Genomic DNA, 14,413 nt, shown 5'->3' on the forward strand with positions numbered 1-14,413 from the left:
GGGGGGCTCTGCCCGGCGGCCCTGGGGGCCGGCATCGGGACCAGGTGTAACCAAGCGGGGCGGCGGATCATTCCACCGGGGCTCTCGGAGCCCGGGACGCTCTGGAGGATGTAACCGAGGCGGCCCGGCCGGGTGTTCCCGGCGGCCACCGCGCATTCGGGAGGTGACCCCGGGGGCGGCGTGGCGGGTGTGTGAAAACCCCTGGGCGGCCTGACCGTTGTTGTTGCCGACTGCCGCGCACCGACGACCCGAGGTCGCGGTGGCATGCCAGGTATAACGACCCCGGCCGGCCCACGATTCCGCCGACCGGGTGACCCCAACCACCCGACATCCGCCCCCAAACCGGACAAATCGCCCATCGCGGTAGGATAAGCCGAGGCAGGGCCGAGCAACGAGCGCCAGGCCACCCATGATCGTGCTCGATCCAGGAAACAGGCCCCTGCGCACGCCGCGAGGCCACTACATCCTGGATCGAGCACGATCATGCGGAAAGGCCCTGCCGCCCATGACGGGACGCACGACGCCAGCCGGTCGCGGACTGGTCGGCCGCCGCAGGGAGCCGGGTGAGCAGGGGCAACGATCAGATGCTGGGCTCCGGCTCCGCGCCATCGCCGACCTTCGGATCCTTGTCGAGGGCGGCCAGGATCGCCTCTGCGGTACGTCGGCCCACCCCGGGCACCTCGGTGATCTCTTCGACCGTCGCTGTCGAAAGCCGCTTGAGGGACCCGAAATGGCGCAGTAGCGCCTTGCGCCGCACCTCGCCGAGGCCGGGCACGTGGTCCAGCGCCGACTCGGTCATCCGCTTGGATCGGCGCTGCCGGTGGAAGGTGATGGCGAACCGGTGGGCCTCGTCACGGACCCGTTGCAGCAGATAGAGCCCTTCCGAGGTGCGCGGCAGAATGACCGGCAGGTCGTCGTCCGGGAGCCAGACCTCCTCCAACCGCTTGGCCAACCCACACAGCGCCACGTCGTCGATGCCCAGGTCGGCGAGGGCCTGCGCGGCGGCCGCGACCTGTGGCGCACCGCCGTCGACGACCACCAACTGCGGCGGGTACGCGAACTTCCGCGGCCGGCCGGTGGTCGGATCGATCAGGACACCGACCTGTGGCTCCGCCGCATCTTCCGGGGCGACCGGGTCGTCGGCCGACTCCACCCCCACCTCGCCGGTCTCAGCCCTCGCGTCGAGATAGCGGGCGAAGCGGCGGCGGAGCACCTCGGACATGGCGGACAGGTCGTCGGTGGCGCCCCGGACGATGAACCGCCGGTACTCGCTCTTGCGGGGCAACCCGTCCTCGAAGACCACCATGCTGGCGACCACGTCGGTGCCCTGGATCTGGGAAATGTCGAAACACTCGATGCGCAGCGGCGAGGTGCGCATGCCCAGTGCCTCGCTGATCTCGTCCAACGCCTTGCCCCGGGTGGTCAGGTCACCGGAACGCTTCAGCTTGTGCCGCGCGAGCGCGTCCTTCGCGTTGCGTTCCACCGTCTCCATGAGTGAGCGTTTGTCGCCGCGCTGCGGCACCCGCAGCGACACCCGGCTGCCCCGATGCTCGGAGAGCCACTCCGCGAGCGCGTCGGCGTCGGCGGGCAGCTCGGGCACCAGCAACTCCCGGGGCACGTCGGCCTCGCCCTGCTCGCCGCCGTACACCTGGGTGCAGAAGTGGTGCACCAGGTCTCCGGTGGTCAGGTCCTCGGTCTTCTCCACCACCCACCCGCGCTGGCCGCGGACCCGGCCGTCGCGAACGTGGAAGACCTGCACGGCCGCCTCAAGCGGATCGTCGGCGAACGCGACAACGTCGGCGTCGGTGCCGTCGCCGAGCACCACTGTCTGCTTTTCCATGGCCCGGCGCAGCGCGGCCACGTCGTCCCGCAGCCGGGCGGCGCGCTCGAACTCCAACTGCTCGCTCGCCTCGGTCATCTCGCGCTCGATCTTGCGGACCATGGTGTCGGTGCGACCGGCCATGAAGTCGCAGAACCCGTCGACGATCGCGCGGTGTTCGTCGGCGGAGACGGTGCCGACGCACGGCGCCGAGCACTTGCCGATGTAGCCGAGCAGGCAGGGGCGGCCGACCTGGCCGGCACGCTTGAACACGCCGGCCGAGCACGTCCGGGCCGGGAACACCCGCAGCAGCAGGTCGAGGGTCTCCCGGATGGCCCAGGCATGCGAGTACGGACCGAAGTAGCGCACGCCTTTGCGCTTGGCGCCGCGCATCACCTGCAACCTGGGGTATTCCTCGTTGAGGGTGACCGCCAGGTAGGGGTACGACTTGTCGTCGCGGTAGCGGACGTTGAACCGGGGATCGTACTGCTTGATCCAGGTGAACTCGTGCTGGAGCGCCTCGACCTCGGTGCCGACGATGATCCAGTCCACCGACTCGGCGGTGGTGACCATCTGGCGGGTGCGCTCGTGCAGATTCCAGACGTCGCCGAAGTAGGAGTTGAGCCGGCTGCGCAGGTTCTTCGCCTTGCCGACGTAGATCACCCGGCCGGTCCCGTCGCGGAAGCGGTAGACCCCCGGTGACTCCGGGATGGTGCCGGGTGCGGGACGGTAGGTCGAGGGGTCAGCCACGCCCACAAGCCTAGTCCGCGCCACCGACAGCCCCACGCGACCTCTAGATCGACTCGGTTTCCGGAAAGTCGGGGTGTCGCCGTGTCACGAACACCCCGACTTCCCGCAACGCGAGTCGATCAAGCGGCAGGGCAGACGCCTCGCCACCGCCCACCGCCCACCGTCAGAGCGGCAGGCCGCACCGGCGGGCCGCACCGCCCGGGTCAGGCCAGCGAGATCTGGTCCCCGGTGACCTTGATGTTCCTGGGGGGCAGCGGCTTGGTGGCCGGGCCGGCCTTCACCGAGCCGTCCTCGATCGAGAACTTGCTGTTGTGGCAGGTGCAGTTGATCGTGCCGCCGTCGACGTTCGTCACCGGGCAGTTCTGGTGCGTGCAGATCGGGCTGAAGCCCTTGAACTGGCCGGCCACCGGCTGGGTGATGACCACACCCTGGGTGGCGAGCACCTTGCCGCCGCCGACCGGGATGTCGGCGGTGGTGGCGAGCGACTGCGCACCCTGCCGGTCGCCGCCGCCCGCGTCACCGGTGCTGGGCACCGCCGGGCCACCGCTGGTGGGGGCGTCGCTGCCACCGTCGCCGTCGTCACTGCCACAGGCCGCCAGGACGACGGCCGCGCCGACCGCCCCGACGCCGGTGAGCAGGGTACGACGGGTCTGCGTACCCGGACCGGTCAGCGCCTGATCGTCACTCATGCCTCGCCTCTCTCTAGCCCGCCGGGCCGGTCAGGAGCCGGCCGTACTTTGTCCACACGAGCAACTGTGCCGGATGGTTCACCACGGCATCCGTTCGAACCGGAAATGGGACGAGGTGGACCCCGGTCGACCAGCCCACGTCGGGCCGGACACCACGAGGCCGGTCGTGGACCGCCGTGCACAGCGGCCCGACCGGACTGCCGCGCGGCAACCCGGCCGGACCGACCTCGGGTAATCCAGGTCAGCGTGCGGCGGCGGGCACCTTGCGGCTCGCCCGCGCCTTGGTGACACCGTTGGCCTTGGCCGCCCGGGTGGTGGCGGCCACCGCGCCGGTGGCCGCACCGTCGAGCTTGAGCACCTGGCGCAGGAACTCGCCGGTGTGGCTCTCGGCCACCTCGGCGACCTCCTCGGGGGTGCCGGTGGCGAGCACTGTGCCGCCCCGGTGGCCGCCCTCCGGACCCATGTCGATCAGCCAGTCGGCCGTCTTGATCACATCGAGGTTGTGCTCGATGGTGATCACCGTGTTGCCCTTGTCGACGAGCCCTTCCAGCACCATCAGCAGCTTGCGGATGTCTTCGAAGTGCAGGCCGGTGGTCGGCTCGTCGAGCACGTAGACAGTGCGCCCGGTGGAGCGCTTCTGCAACTCGGACGCGAGCTTGACGCGCTGCGCCTCGCCTCCGGAGAGGGTGGGCGCGGGCTGACCGAGGCGTACGTAGCCGAGGCCGACGTCGACAAGGGTCTTGAGGTGCCGGTGGATGGCCGGGATGGCGGAGAAGAACTCGGCCGCCTCCTCGATCGGCATCTCCAGCACCTCCGAGACGGTCTTGCCCTTGTAGTGCACCTCAAGCGTCTCCCGGTTGTACCGGGCGCCCTTGCAGACCTCGCAGGGGACGTACACGTCGGGCAGGAAGTTCATCTCGATCTTGATGGTGCCGTCGCCGGAGCACGCCTCGCAGCGCCCGCCCTTGACGTTGAAGGAGAACCGACCCGGGCCGTACCCCCGGACCTTGGCCTCGGTGGTCTCGGCGAAGAGCTTGCGGACGTGGTCCCAGACGCCGGTGTAGGTGGCCGGGTTGGAGCGTGGCGTCCGGCCGATCGGCGACTGGTCCACGCCGACGACCTTGTCCACGTGCTCCAGACCGGAGACCCGGGTGTGCCGGCCGGGCACCAGCCGGGCGCCGTTGATCTGGTTGGCCAGCACCGCGTACAGGATGTCGTTGACAAGGGTCGACTTGCCCGAACCGCTCACCCCGGTGACGGCGATCAGCTGGCCCAGCGGGAACGGAACTGTCAGGTTGCGCAGGTTGTGCTCCCGCGCGCCGTGCACCACCAACTCGCGGCCCGGATCCTGCGGGCGGCGCGTCGACGGGGTCGGGATCGACCGACGCCCGGACAGGTACGCCCCGGTGATCGACTCCTTGTTCTTCAGCAGGGCCGGGACCGAGCCGCTGTGCACGATCTTGCCGCCGTGCTCACCCGCGCCCGGGCCGATGTCGACGATCCAGTCGGCGGTGCGGATGGTGTCCTCGTCGTGCTCCACCACGATCAGCGTGTTACCCAGGCCACGCAGCCGGATCAGGGTCTCGATCAGCCGGTGGTTGTCGCGCTGGTGCAGCCCGATCGACGGCTCGTCGAGCACGTAGAGCACGCCGACCAGACCGGAGCCGATCTGGGTGGCGAGCCGGATGCGCTGCGCCTCGCCACCGGAGAGCGTGCCGGCCGGCCGGTCCAGCGAAAGGTAGTCCAGGCCGACGTCGAGCAGGAACCGCAGCCGGGCGTTGATCTCCTTGAGGACCCGCTCGGCGATCAGCTTCTGCCGGTCGGTCAGCTCGATGCCGGCGAGCAGGTCGGCGCACTCCCCCACCGACAGGTTGCAGACCTCGGCGATGCTCCTGCCGGCCAGGGTGACAGCGAGCACCTCGGGCTTGAGCCGGGCGCCGCCACACGCCGCGCACGGCACGTCGCGCATGTAGCCCTCGTACTTGTCGCGGGACCACTCGGACTCGGTGTCGGAGTGCCGGCGCTCGATCCACTGCACCACGCCCTCGAAGCCGGTGTAGTAGGAGCGCTCGCGGCCGTACTTGTTGCGGTACCGCACGTGCACCTGGTCGTCGGAGCCGTGCAGGATCGTCTTCTGCGCCCGCGCCGGAAGCGCCCGCCACGGGGTGTCGACGTCGAAGTGCTGGGCCTCGCCGAGCGCCTCCAGCAGGCGCAGGAAGTATTCCAGGTTGTGCCCGGTGGACCAGGGCTGGATGGCGCCCTCGCGCAGGCTGCGCTCCGGGTCGGGGACCAGCAGCTCCGGGTCGACCTCCTTCTTGGTGCCCAGGCCGGTGCACTCCGGGCAGGCACCGTAGGGCGCGTTGAAGGAGAAGACCCGAGGCTCGAGATCCTCGATGGCCAGCGGGTGGTCGTTGGGGCAGGCCAGGTGCTCGGAGTAGCGGCGCTCCCGGTCCGGGTCGTCCTCCGGCAGGTCGACGAAGTCGAGCAGGACGAGGCCGCTGGACAGGCCCAGTGCGGCCTCGACCGAGTCGGTCAGCCGCTGCTTGGCGCTCGCCTTGACGGTGAGGCGGTCGATCACCACCTCGATGGTGTGCTTCTCCTGCTTCTTGAGCTTCGGCGGCTCGGTGAGCGGGTGCACCACACCGTCGACCCGGGCCCGGGCGTAGCCCTTGGCCTGCAACTCGGCGAAGAGGTCGACGTACTCGCCCTTGCGGCCGCGGATGACCGGCGCGAGCACCATGAACTTGGTGCCCTCGTCCATCGCGAGGACCCGGTCGACGATCTGCTGGGGGCTCTGCCGGGAGATCCGCTCGCCACAGACCGGGCAGTGCGGCTCGCCGATGCGCGCGTAGAGCAGGCGCAGGTAGTCGTAGACCTCGGTGATGGTGCCGACCGTCGAACGCGGGTTGCGCGAGGTGGACTTCTGGTCGATCGAGACGGCCGGGCTCAGGCCCTCGATGAAGTCGACGTCGGGCTTGTCCATCTGGCCGAGGAACTGCCGGGCGTACGACGACAGCGACTCGACGTAGCGGCGCTGCCCCTCGGCGAAGATCGTGTCGAAGGCCAGGCTCGACTTGCCCGACCCGGACAGCCCGGTGAACACGATGAGTGCGTCCCGGGGCAGGTCGAGACTGACGTCACGCAGGTTGTGCTCGCGCGCGCCACGGATGATCAGTCGGTCGGCCACGGTGCGTGTACTCCCGGGAGAAGACGAAGCGAAGGATGTGTCCCGCTCTGGGATGATCTGAGCGGTCGTGCGGGCGCGGAAAACACGCCTCGGCAACTCTAGCCCCGAGGTACGACAGTTTTCCCCGCCCGCACATTCCCCCAGCTCAGCCCGGTCGGCCGCAGCGGGGCACCGCCCCCACCGCCCCGGCCGCGAGCACCGCCGCCGCCGCGGCCCGCCCGCGAACGCCGGCCCGGCCGCGAACGCCGGCCGCGAACGCCACCACCCGCCGGGCGACGAACGCAGCCGGTATGAGAGCCGCTCAGTACCCCCCGGGCGTCGGCGGTCGGACAGCCCGGCGCCGGGCCGAACGCCACCCGCCGCGCCGCTCCGCCGCCGTCCGCGCCTCCCGCCGTCGGCTCTCCTGGGCCACCTCGCCCTGTAGCCGTCGCCAACTCTCCCACCGGCGGGTGGGCAGTTCGCCGGTGCGCAGCGCCTCGCGGACCGCGCAGGCGGGCTCGCCGTCGTGGCCGCAGTCGGCGTACCGGCAGCCCTCGGCCAGCCCGGCGATGTCGGTGAACGCCCGGTCGAGCCCGACCGCGCCGTCCAGCAGGCCCACCGCGCGCACCCCGGGAGTGTCGATCACGGCGCCGCCGCCGGGGATCGGCACCAGCGCCCGCCAGGTGGTGGTGTGCCGGCCCTTGCCGTCGACGCGTCGGATCGCCTGGGTGGGCATCATCGCCGCCCCGGTCAGGGCGTTGACCAGGCTCGATTTGCCGGCGCCGGACGGCCCGAGCAGGCCGAGCGTGCGGCCGGGGGCCACCTCGGCGCGCAGCGGGTCCAGCCCGACGCCCTGTTCGGCGCTGACCGGCAGCACCGGCACCCCGGGGGCGACCGCGGCAAGCTGGCGGGCCAACGCGGCCGGGTCGGCCGCGAGGTCGACCTTCGTCAGCACGACGAGTGGACGGGCACCGGACTCGTGGGCCAGGGCGAGCAGTCGTTCGATTCGACCCACGTCCGGCTCGGGGTGCACCGGCTCGACAACGGCGGCGGTGTCCAGGTTGGCGGCCAGCACCTGGCCGCTGGCGTCCTTGCCTGCGGTACGGCGGATCAGCGCGCTCCGCCGCGGCAGTACCGCCGCCACTGTGACCCGGCGGTCCGGCCAGTGGGTGAGCAGCACCCAGTCTCCGGCGCAGGGCAGCGCCGACGGGTCCCGGGCCGCGGCGGCCAGCACCGCGCCGCCCAGGCTGGCCCGGGTCGGGCCGGCCGCCGTGAGCACGGTGCAGACCCCCCGGTCGACCCGGGCCACGCGGCCCGGGTCGTGCTCGCCGCGTCGCGCGGCGTACGTCGCCCGCTCGGCGTCCCAGCCGAGCGCGCTCAGATCGATCGTCATGGCATCCTCATCGGTGTCGGAGCAGATGATGGCGGAACACGCGTGCCACGTCCGGCATGATCACCACCTCCGTCCGATGTCCCGGTGCCGCGTCTGCCGCTGACGGTAGGTCGCCCGCCGACGCGCCGAAAGCGATTTCCCCGGCGACGGCGCGGCGGCGGACCGCTAGGGTCGACGGGTGACCACGGATCCGCTCCTGCTGATGGGCGAGGTGGACGCGGCCACCAGCCGACTCCTGCGTACCGCGGCGTCTTTCGACGCCACGGACCTGGCCGCCGCGTCGCTGCTGCCGGGCTGGACGCGCGGCCACGTGCTGGCGCACCTGGCGCGCAACGCCGACGGCTTCGTCAACCTGCTCACCGCGGCCCGCACCGGCGAGGCACTACCGATGTACGCCTCGCTGGCGGCCCGCACCGCCGACATCGAGACCGGCTCGGGTCGTCCGCCCGCCGAACACCTTGACGATCTGCGGCGCACCGCCGACCTGTTCGCCGAGGCGGTCGCGGCGATGCCCGCGCCGGCCTGGGCGGCGACGGTGCAGGCGCGTAAGGGCCCGTGGCCGGCCGCGCTGCTCGTGTGGGGTCGGCTGCGCGAGATCGAGGTGCACCACCTCGACCTGGCCGCCGACTACCGGCCCGCGGACTGGTCGGACAATTTCGCCCACCGGCTGCTGCGCGAGGTGGCCAGCCATCACGCCACGGGTCCGACCCCGCCGTCGCTCGTACTTCGCCTGGACGGCGGCGCGCACGAGGTGGTGATCGGGGACCGCGTCGGCGCTCCGGTCGTCTCCGGTGCCGTGCCCGACCTCGCCGCCTGGCTGATCGGCCGTGCCGACGGCGGCACGCTCTCCGTCACTCCCGACGGCCCCCTGCCTACTCCACCGGAATGGATATAGAAGCGTCATGACTTATAGCGGAGACGTCACCCACGGCGGCGCGCCGGCGGTACGCGAGCTGGACGGGCTGACCATCAGCAAGCTGTCGGTGGGTCCGATGGACAACAACGCGTACCTGCTGCGCTGCACGGGCACCGGCGACCAGGTGCTCATCGACGCCGCCAACGAGGCGCCCCGGTTGCTGGAGCTGATCGGCGACCGTGGGCTCACCGCAGTGGTGACGACCCACCAACACATGGACCACTGGGTGGCCCTCGAGGAGGTGGTCGCCAAGACCGGCGCGCGGGCCCTTGTGCACGCCGACGACGCGGACGGGCTGCCGATCGAGGCGGAGCGTCTCGGCGACGGCGACACCGTGTCGGTGGGCGACTGCGCGTTGGAGGTCATCCACCTCAAGGGGCACACCCCGGGCTCGATCGCGCTGCTCTACCGCGACCCGGCCGGCACCCCGCACCTCTTCACCGGGGACAGTCTTTTCCCAGGTGGCGTGGGCAACACGGACCGGGACCCGGAGCGTTTCGCCGCGCTCATCGACGACGTCGAGCACAAGCTGTTCGACAAGCTGCCCGACGACACCTGGTTCTACCCCGGCCACGGCGGCGACAGCACCCTGGGAGCGGAACGTCCCGCCCTCCCCCAGTGGCGAGCACGAGGCTGGTAACCCCAAACAGACGAACCAACCTCTGACCGGTAGCCCCCAAGATCCATCAACCCTCGGCGGCGGGCGCAGCACCACCGGACGAGCCGCTACCACGACGGGGGCGGGGGCCTGCCGTGCCCGGCGCAGGGATCAAGCCTGACCGCCCGGAGCCGGGCACGGCAGGCCCCCGCCCTCACACCGCAACCACCGACCCACCCCAGCGCAGCGCCGGCCCCCTCAGCCAGCCACCGCGAACAACCGCCGCCGCGCCCCCAGCAGCACGACGGAGGCCAGCACCATCCCGACTCCCATGGTCACCAACAGCGGACTGGGGTGCCCCGGGAGCAGCCCGGCAAGCGATCGGGACGCGGTGCCCAGCGCGAGGTAGAGACCGGCCCAGGCGGTGGCGCCGAGCGCCGCGCAGCCGAGGAATCGCCGGTACGACATCCGTAGCCCGCCGGCGGCCAGCGGCAGCAGCGCGTTGAACACGGGCAGGAACGGCGCGACGACCATCATCCGACCGCCGCCGCGACGCAGGATCCCCTCCGCGGCGGCCCAGCGCGACTCGCCGATCCAGCCGCCGATCCGGCTGTGTCGCAGCCGGTCGGCGTAGCGGCGGCCGATCAGGAAGCTCAGCGACCAGCCGGCGAGGCAGCCGACCAGCACCGCGGCGAAGGTCGCCAGCCCGGTGGTCGGGCGGCCCACGCCGACGGCGGCCAGGATCGCCACGTCGCCGGGGACCAGGACACCCAGCAGGGGTACGGCGTCGAAGAGCATGACGAGGCCGAGCGCACCCATCAGCAGCAGAACGGGTAGTTCGCCGATCTGTGCCAGCCATTGCGTCATGCCTCGTACGGTATGGCCGCCGCACCACTGCGGGCATCCGGTTTCAGCCCCCAGGCCCCCCTGGTATCGGTCTCGGGGTCGTCCCTGAGTGGCGTCCGCACTCAACTGGGTCGCAGCACCTGCACCCGGCGTAGCGACGAGTCGACAGACGGTTCGGTGGTGGGCACCGGATAGTCGGCCAGGACCGTCAGGCGGTCCGCCGGCAGGTGTCCCCGGCCGGGGTCGCCGACAAGCACCTCGGCGCCGTTGGCGGCGGCGCGCTGCAGGAAGGGCAGCATCTTCTCGGCCATCGCCCGGTCGTAGAAGACGTCCCCGGCGACCACCAGGTCGGCGTCGACGTCGGGGTTGTCGAGCAGGTCGTCGCCTGTGACGTCGACGGCTACCCGGTTGGCCCGCGCGTTGAGGGTGACGGCGGCGACGGCGTACGGGTCGATGTCGTTGGCGACCACCTCCGCGGCACCGGCGAGCGCGGCGGCGATGGCCACCAGGCCCGACCCGGCGGCGAGGTCGAGCACCCGTCGGCCGGCGACCAGCTCCGGGTGGTCCAGGAGGTGGCGGGCCAGGGCCTGGCCGCCGGCCCAGGCGGACGCCCAGTACGGGGCGGGCAGGGCGTGCCCGGCGACGGCCTCCATCCGGGCCCACCAGACGATCGCGTCCTCGGCCAGGTACAGCCGCACCTCGGGAACGAACGGGGTGCGCACCAACCGGAGCCGATCCAGACCGGCACCGGGCGCGTCGACCTCGCGCTCCAGTTCGGTCAGCACGTCGGCTGCGGCACCCCTCATCGGCGCAAGCATGCCCCAGCGGCGGGTGGTCGGGGCAGGTTTCACCTGCCGGCACGCGAAGTTCACCCGACTTCCCCAGAAGACCTACGGCACTTCGGCCAGCGGATCGGGGTTTCGCCCGTTACTGTCGGACAGGTACGGGCGATCAACGGCCAGAGGCCGCGGGTCAGCCGCTTTGAACAGGGAGAGATGCATGGCAACCGGCACGGTTAAGTGGTTCAACTCGGAAAAGGGCTTCGGTTTCATCGAGCAGGACGGTGGAGGGCCGGACGTGTTCGTCCACTACTCCGCCATCGCCTCGAGCGGCTACCGGGAGCTCAACGAGGGCCAGAAGGTCGAGTTCGAGGTGACCCAGGGGCAGAAGGGTCCGCAGGCGGACAACGTCCGCCCGATGTAGCTCCGTGCCGGTGACGGCGGCCGGTCTTCCGGCCGCCGTCGCAGCGCACTCAAGACGCCGCCGGGGCGGCGGGCAGGTCCCGCCGCCTCCGGATTGGCCCGATCAACAGAATCAACGGGGTGAGCGCCAACCAGGCGATCATCACGAATATTGCCGTTCCGACGCCGTAGCGCGCGCCGATCGCACCGGCCAGCAGGGCCGCCAGCGGGATCGTGCCGTAGTTGAGCAGCTGCATGCTCACCGTCACCCGGCCCAGCACGTGATGCGGCGTGTAGGTCTGCCGGAAGGCGCCCTTGACGACGTTGCCGATGGCCACGCCGAGGCCGATCAGCAGACCTCCGAGGGCTGGAAAGGCCAGCCCGATGCCGGGCGCGGCGAGCGGGATGAGCAGTGCCGGCGGGCCGGTGAACGCCGCCCCGATCAGCAGCGCCCGCGCGGTGCCGCAGCGCCGGCCCAGCGTGGTGGCGAGCAACGCCCCGATGATCCCTCCGGCGCTCATCGCGGCGATCAGGACGCCCACCAGGCCCGGTTCGAGACGCAACTCACGGACCAGGAAGACCACCAGGACGGCCTGGTAGCCGGTCAGCCCGATGTTGCTGGCCGCGCCGAAGACGGTCAGCACCCGCAGGTACGGGTCTCGGGCGACGAAGCGCAGCCCCTCGGCGATGTCGCGGCGCAGTGACCGGGACTGGTCCACTCGGCGGACGCGCGGTTCGACGGTGCGGATCCGCAGCAGGCACACCGCGGAGACCAGGAAGCTGATCGCGTCCAGCAGCAGAGCGGTGACCGCACCGATGAGCTGGGCGATCAGACCTGCGACGCCGGGGCCGACGACATAGCTCGCAGTCTGGGCGGCGTGCAGCTTCGCGTTGCCCTCCGGCAGTTGCTCGGGCCGCAGCAGCACCGGCAGGTACACCTGGTCGGCTGTTTCGAAGAAGACCCGGGCCACGCCGGCGCTGAGTGCCACCAGCAGCAGGTGCCAGACGGTGAGCCGGCCCAGCACGGCGGCCAGTGGGACGCTGAGGAAGGCCAGTGCGCAGAACAGGTCGCACACCACCATCACCGACCGTCGGGGCAGCCGGTCCACCCAGGCGCCGGCCGGCAGGCCGATCAGCAGCCACGGCAGCCAGGCCGCTGCGGTGAGCACCGCCACCTGGAAGGTGCTGGCGTCGAGCACGGCGACCGCGACCAGCGGCAGCGCGACGGTGGTGACGTTGCTGCCGACGCTGCTGATTGCCTGGCCGGCCCAGAGTAGCCGGAAATCGCGGTGCCGCAGCAGCCCGCCGCGTGGACGTACCGACCCCGGGTCGGTACGGGTGGCCGCGGTCACGGCCGGGCCGGAATTCCGTGGGCGAACACGAACACGGGCTGTCGTTCGTGTTCGTCCTCGGGCGGCGGCCGGTCGGCCCAGCGGGCCAGTAGGTCGGCCACGTCGCGGCTCAACTCGAGCAGTTCGGCCGGGGTCAGGTGCAGCCATCTGTCGGTGGAGAACGGGCCGTCGTGCCAGGCGGCGTGCGCCGATTCGTCGGCGGCGTGCCAGGCTCGGGCCAGGGCGACGTGCCGGTCCAGGTTGAGCGAGGTGGCGGCGTCGGCGACCGCGCGGGCGGCCGGGTCGGCGTCGAAGTCGGTGTTGGACCAGCGCACCCCTCGGGTGACCAGCCGCCACCACCGCTCGCGCCGGTCCCGGGCCAGCTCGGGGGCTTCGGTGACCAGGTCCGCGGCGGCGAGGACCTTGAGGTGGTGGCTGACGTTCGCCGGTGCCTGGTCGGTGCGTTCGGCGAGCAGACCTACGGTCGAGGGCCCGTGCACCTTGAGCACGTCCATCAGGCGGCGACGCAGTGGGTGGGCCATGGCGGCCAGCACCCGCGAGTCGGTGATCTGGCGCACGTCGGGACTCTCCATGCGGCCCAGGATGCCATTGGCAAGAGGTGTTGCGCAATAGGTATTGCCCAATGGTTGTTGCGGAATTGACGGAGGGGCGGCCCGGCGGCTACGGGCCGCCCCTCCGCTCAGGCGACCAGCCGGCGGGCCAGCTCGTCGGCGACCTGTTTGGCGATGGTGGGCGGAATCGCCGCGGCGATCTTCTCCGGCGTCAGCGCGGCCAGCACGCCCTGGACGATCGCCTCCTCGTCGGTGAAGTCCTTGAGGGCCAGCGCCTTGAGCGCGGCCTGCAGGTCGGTGAGCTGCTTCGTCATCGACTGCAGGTTCCAGTTGCCGGTCACCGGGGCCCCGGTGTCGTCCCGGCCCTCCGCCATCCGGGTGTAGATCTGTCCGATCGGGTTGCGGCCGTCCAGCACCGTGAGGTTCTTGTGGACGGTGGCCAGCCAGTTGTGCTCTTCGGGGGTCATGTCGTCGTCCTCCAGGAGTCCGATGGAGCTGAGGTAGCGCTGGAACAACGGCCGCTGGTCGCGGCCCGCCTTCGTGGCGTCGCGGAAGAAGCTGAAGTGGGTGTGCCAACGGTGCGAACTGTCACCGGTGCTGCGCTTGCCGAGGCGGTCCCACCGCTTCACGGTCTTGCCGTCGGGGCTGTAAATGATCTCCCGGATGTCCCGGGTGTCTGCCGCGTTCGCGGCGCACTGGGCCACGCACCAGACCGAGAAGCTGGCCAGGGTGTGCGTACGACCACCGGAGCGGACGTCGAACCCGCCGACGTCGAGCGCCGCCGCGTCCAGGGTCAGGCCGGCCCGGTCCCGGGGTGACTCGACCACCGAGTAGTCGTTCGTGACCACCCGGTCCGAGCCGCAGTGATAACCGCCGCGGTGGGACGGGTCGCCGACGATGCCGACCTCCGCCGGCTCCAGATCGTCCGGGCCGGGGGCGTTGTCGAGGTGAGTGAGGAGCAGGCTTCGGAGGGCCAACAGATTAGCCGGGGCCCGGGTCATGGGGTCCCCCTCTCAACTGGGGCGGGGACCGGGCACGGCCGTCACACCGCGTACGCGGTGGTGGGCTTGGGGCAAGCCCGGTCTGCTTGCTGCACGGCGCCGGGCGTTGACTCCACCATAGCCCGCATTTCCGGTAAATGCCCAGCTCAGG

12 protein-coding genes are annotated in these 14,413 nt (G+C 71.4%); 3 read left to right on the forward strand and 9 right to left on the reverse strand.

Translation table 11 applies throughout. The features are described from left to right. Window positions 1-580 precede the first annotated feature (580 nt). From uvrC to rsgA, 4 genes are all read right to left on the reverse strand, one after another. Window positions 581-2,569 carry an excinuclease ABC subunit UvrC gene (uvrC, locus tag AB0B86_RS30830; RefSeq protein ID WP_357420297.1) on the reverse strand — a complete coding sequence of 663 codons (1,989 nt, stop codon included), beginning with the start codon at window positions 2,567-2,569 and terminating at the stop codon, window positions 581-583. A 203-nt stretch (window positions 2,570-2,772) separates the two neighbouring features. After that, window positions 2,773-3,258 carry a Rieske (2Fe-2S) protein gene (locus tag AB0B86_RS30835; RefSeq protein WP_357413770.1) on the reverse strand — a complete coding sequence of 162 codons (486 nt, stop codon included), beginning with the start codon at window positions 3,256-3,258 and terminating at the stop codon, window positions 2,773-2,775. Window positions 3,259-3,499: 241 nt separating this feature from the next. Beyond that, window positions 3,500-6,445 carry an excinuclease ABC subunit UvrA gene (gene uvrA, locus AB0B86_RS30840; protein ID WP_357413768.1) on the reverse strand — a complete coding sequence of 982 codons (2,946 nt, stop codon included), beginning with the start codon at window positions 6,443-6,445 and terminating at the stop codon, window positions 3,500-3,502. A 301-nt stretch (window positions 6,446-6,746) separates the two neighbouring features. Beyond that, the gene (rsgA, locus tag AB0B86_RS30845) at window positions 6,747-7,817 is read right to left on the reverse strand and encodes a ribosome small subunit-dependent GTPase A (RefSeq protein ID WP_357420298.1); all 1,071 of its coding nucleotides are present in this window, start codon (window positions 7,815-7,817) and stop codon (window positions 6,747-6,749) included. A gap of 178 nt (window positions 7,818-7,995) precedes the next feature. Between rsgA and AB0B86_RS30850 the strand changes: the two genes are divergently transcribed. Further along, window positions 7,996-8,712, forward strand: coding sequence for a maleylpyruvate isomerase family mycothiol-dependent enzyme (locus tag AB0B86_RS30850; RefSeq protein WP_357413798.1), 717 nt, complete (start codon window positions 7,996-7,998; stop codon window positions 8,710-8,712). A gap of 7 nt (window positions 8,713-8,719) precedes the next feature. Then, window positions 8,720-9,373 (forward strand): MBL fold metallo-hydrolase, encoded by a 654-nt coding sequence (locus AB0B86_RS30855; RefSeq protein ID WP_357413796.1) that lies wholly within the window; start codon window positions 8,720-8,722, stop codon window positions 9,371-9,373. A gap of 216 nt (window positions 9,374-9,589) precedes the next feature. On the opposite strand, the gene AB0B86_RS30860 is transcribed toward AB0B86_RS30855, so the two are convergent. Together AB0B86_RS30860 and AB0B86_RS30865 are read right to left on the reverse strand one after the other, a co-directional pair. Further along, window positions 9,590-10,198: a VTT domain-containing protein gene (locus AB0B86_RS30860; protein ID WP_357410858.1), complete on the reverse strand. Its 609-nt coding sequence runs from the start codon at window positions 10,196-10,198 to the stop codon at window positions 9,590-9,592. Window positions 10,199-10,299: 101 nt separating this feature from the next. Beyond that, window positions 10,300-10,995 carry a 50S ribosomal protein L11 methyltransferase gene (locus AB0B86_RS30865; RefSeq protein WP_357410864.1) on the reverse strand — a complete coding sequence of 232 codons (696 nt, stop codon included), beginning with the start codon at window positions 10,993-10,995 and terminating at the stop codon, window positions 10,300-10,302. Between the two features lie 181 nt (window positions 10,996-11,176). Between AB0B86_RS30865 and AB0B86_RS30870 the strand changes: the two genes are divergently transcribed. Beyond that, window positions 11,177-11,380 carry a cold-shock protein gene (locus AB0B86_RS30870; protein ID WP_007462771.1) on the forward strand — a complete coding sequence of 68 codons (204 nt, stop codon included), beginning with the start codon at window positions 11,177-11,179 and terminating at the stop codon, window positions 11,378-11,380. A 49-nt stretch (window positions 11,381-11,429) separates the two neighbouring features. Here the strand turns inward: AB0B86_RS30870 and AB0B86_RS30875 are convergent, their stop codons facing one another. The 3 genes from AB0B86_RS30875 to AB0B86_RS30885 all read right to left on the reverse strand — a co-directional run bounded on the left by AB0B86_RS30875 (window position 11,430) and on the right by AB0B86_RS30885 (window position 14,262). Then, window positions 11,430-12,710: an MFS transporter gene (locus AB0B86_RS30875; protein ID WP_357410856.1), complete on the reverse strand. Its 1,281-nt coding sequence runs from the start codon at window positions 12,708-12,710 to the stop codon at window positions 11,430-11,432. Then, window positions 12,707-13,282 carry a metalloregulator ArsR/SmtB family transcription factor gene (locus tag AB0B86_RS30880; protein WP_357410854.1) on the reverse strand — a complete coding sequence of 192 codons (576 nt, stop codon included), beginning with the start codon at window positions 13,280-13,282 and terminating at the stop codon, window positions 12,707-12,709. The genes AB0B86_RS30875 and AB0B86_RS30880 overlap by 4 nt, the downstream gene beginning before the upstream one ends. Window positions 13,283-13,389: 107 nt before the next feature. Next, window positions 13,390-14,262 carry a hypothetical protein gene (locus AB0B86_RS30885; RefSeq protein WP_357410852.1) on the reverse strand — a complete coding sequence of 291 codons (873 nt, stop codon included), beginning with the start codon at window positions 14,260-14,262 and terminating at the stop codon, window positions 13,390-13,392. Window positions 14,263-14,413: the final 151 nt, after the last annotated feature.

The organism is Micromonospora sp. NPDC049047 (genome assembly GCF_040649135.1).
Lineage (GTDB): Bacteria > Actinomycetota > Actinomycetes > Mycobacteriales > Micromonosporaceae > Micromonospora.

Excerpts from the sequence above, each read along its gene's own strand:
- AB0B86_RS30835 (WP_357413770.1), bottom strand. The coding sequence starts at position 3,258 with ATGAGTGACGATCAGGCGCTGACCGGTCCGGGTACGCAGACCCGTCGT.
- rsgA (WP_357420298.1), bottom strand. The coding sequence starts at position 7,817 with ATGACGATCGATCTGAGCGCGCTCGGCTGGGACGCCGAGCGGGCGACG.
- AB0B86_RS30855 (WP_357413796.1), top strand. The coding sequence starts at position 8,720 with ATGACTTATAGCGGAGACGTCACCCACGGCGGCGCGCCGGCGGTACGC.
- AB0B86_RS30860 (WP_357410858.1), bottom strand. The coding sequence starts at position 10,198 with ATGACGCAATGGCTGGCACAGATCGGCGAACTACCCGTTCTGCTGCTG.
- AB0B86_RS30865 (WP_357410864.1), bottom strand. The coding sequence starts at position 10,995 with ATGCTTGCGCCGATGAGGGGTGCCGCAGCCGACGTGCTGACCGAACTG.
- AB0B86_RS30870 (WP_007462771.1), top strand. The coding sequence starts at position 11,177 with ATGGCAACCGGCACGGTTAAGTGGTTCAACTCGGAAAAGGGCTTCGGT.
- AB0B86_RS30880 (WP_357410854.1), bottom strand. The coding sequence starts at position 13,282 with ATGGAGAGTCCCGACGTGCGCCAGATCACCGACTCGCGGGTGCTGGCC.
- AB0B86_RS30885 (WP_357410852.1), bottom strand. The coding sequence starts at position 14,262 with ATGACCCGGGCCCCGGCTAATCTGTTGGCCCTCCGAAGCCTGCTCCTC.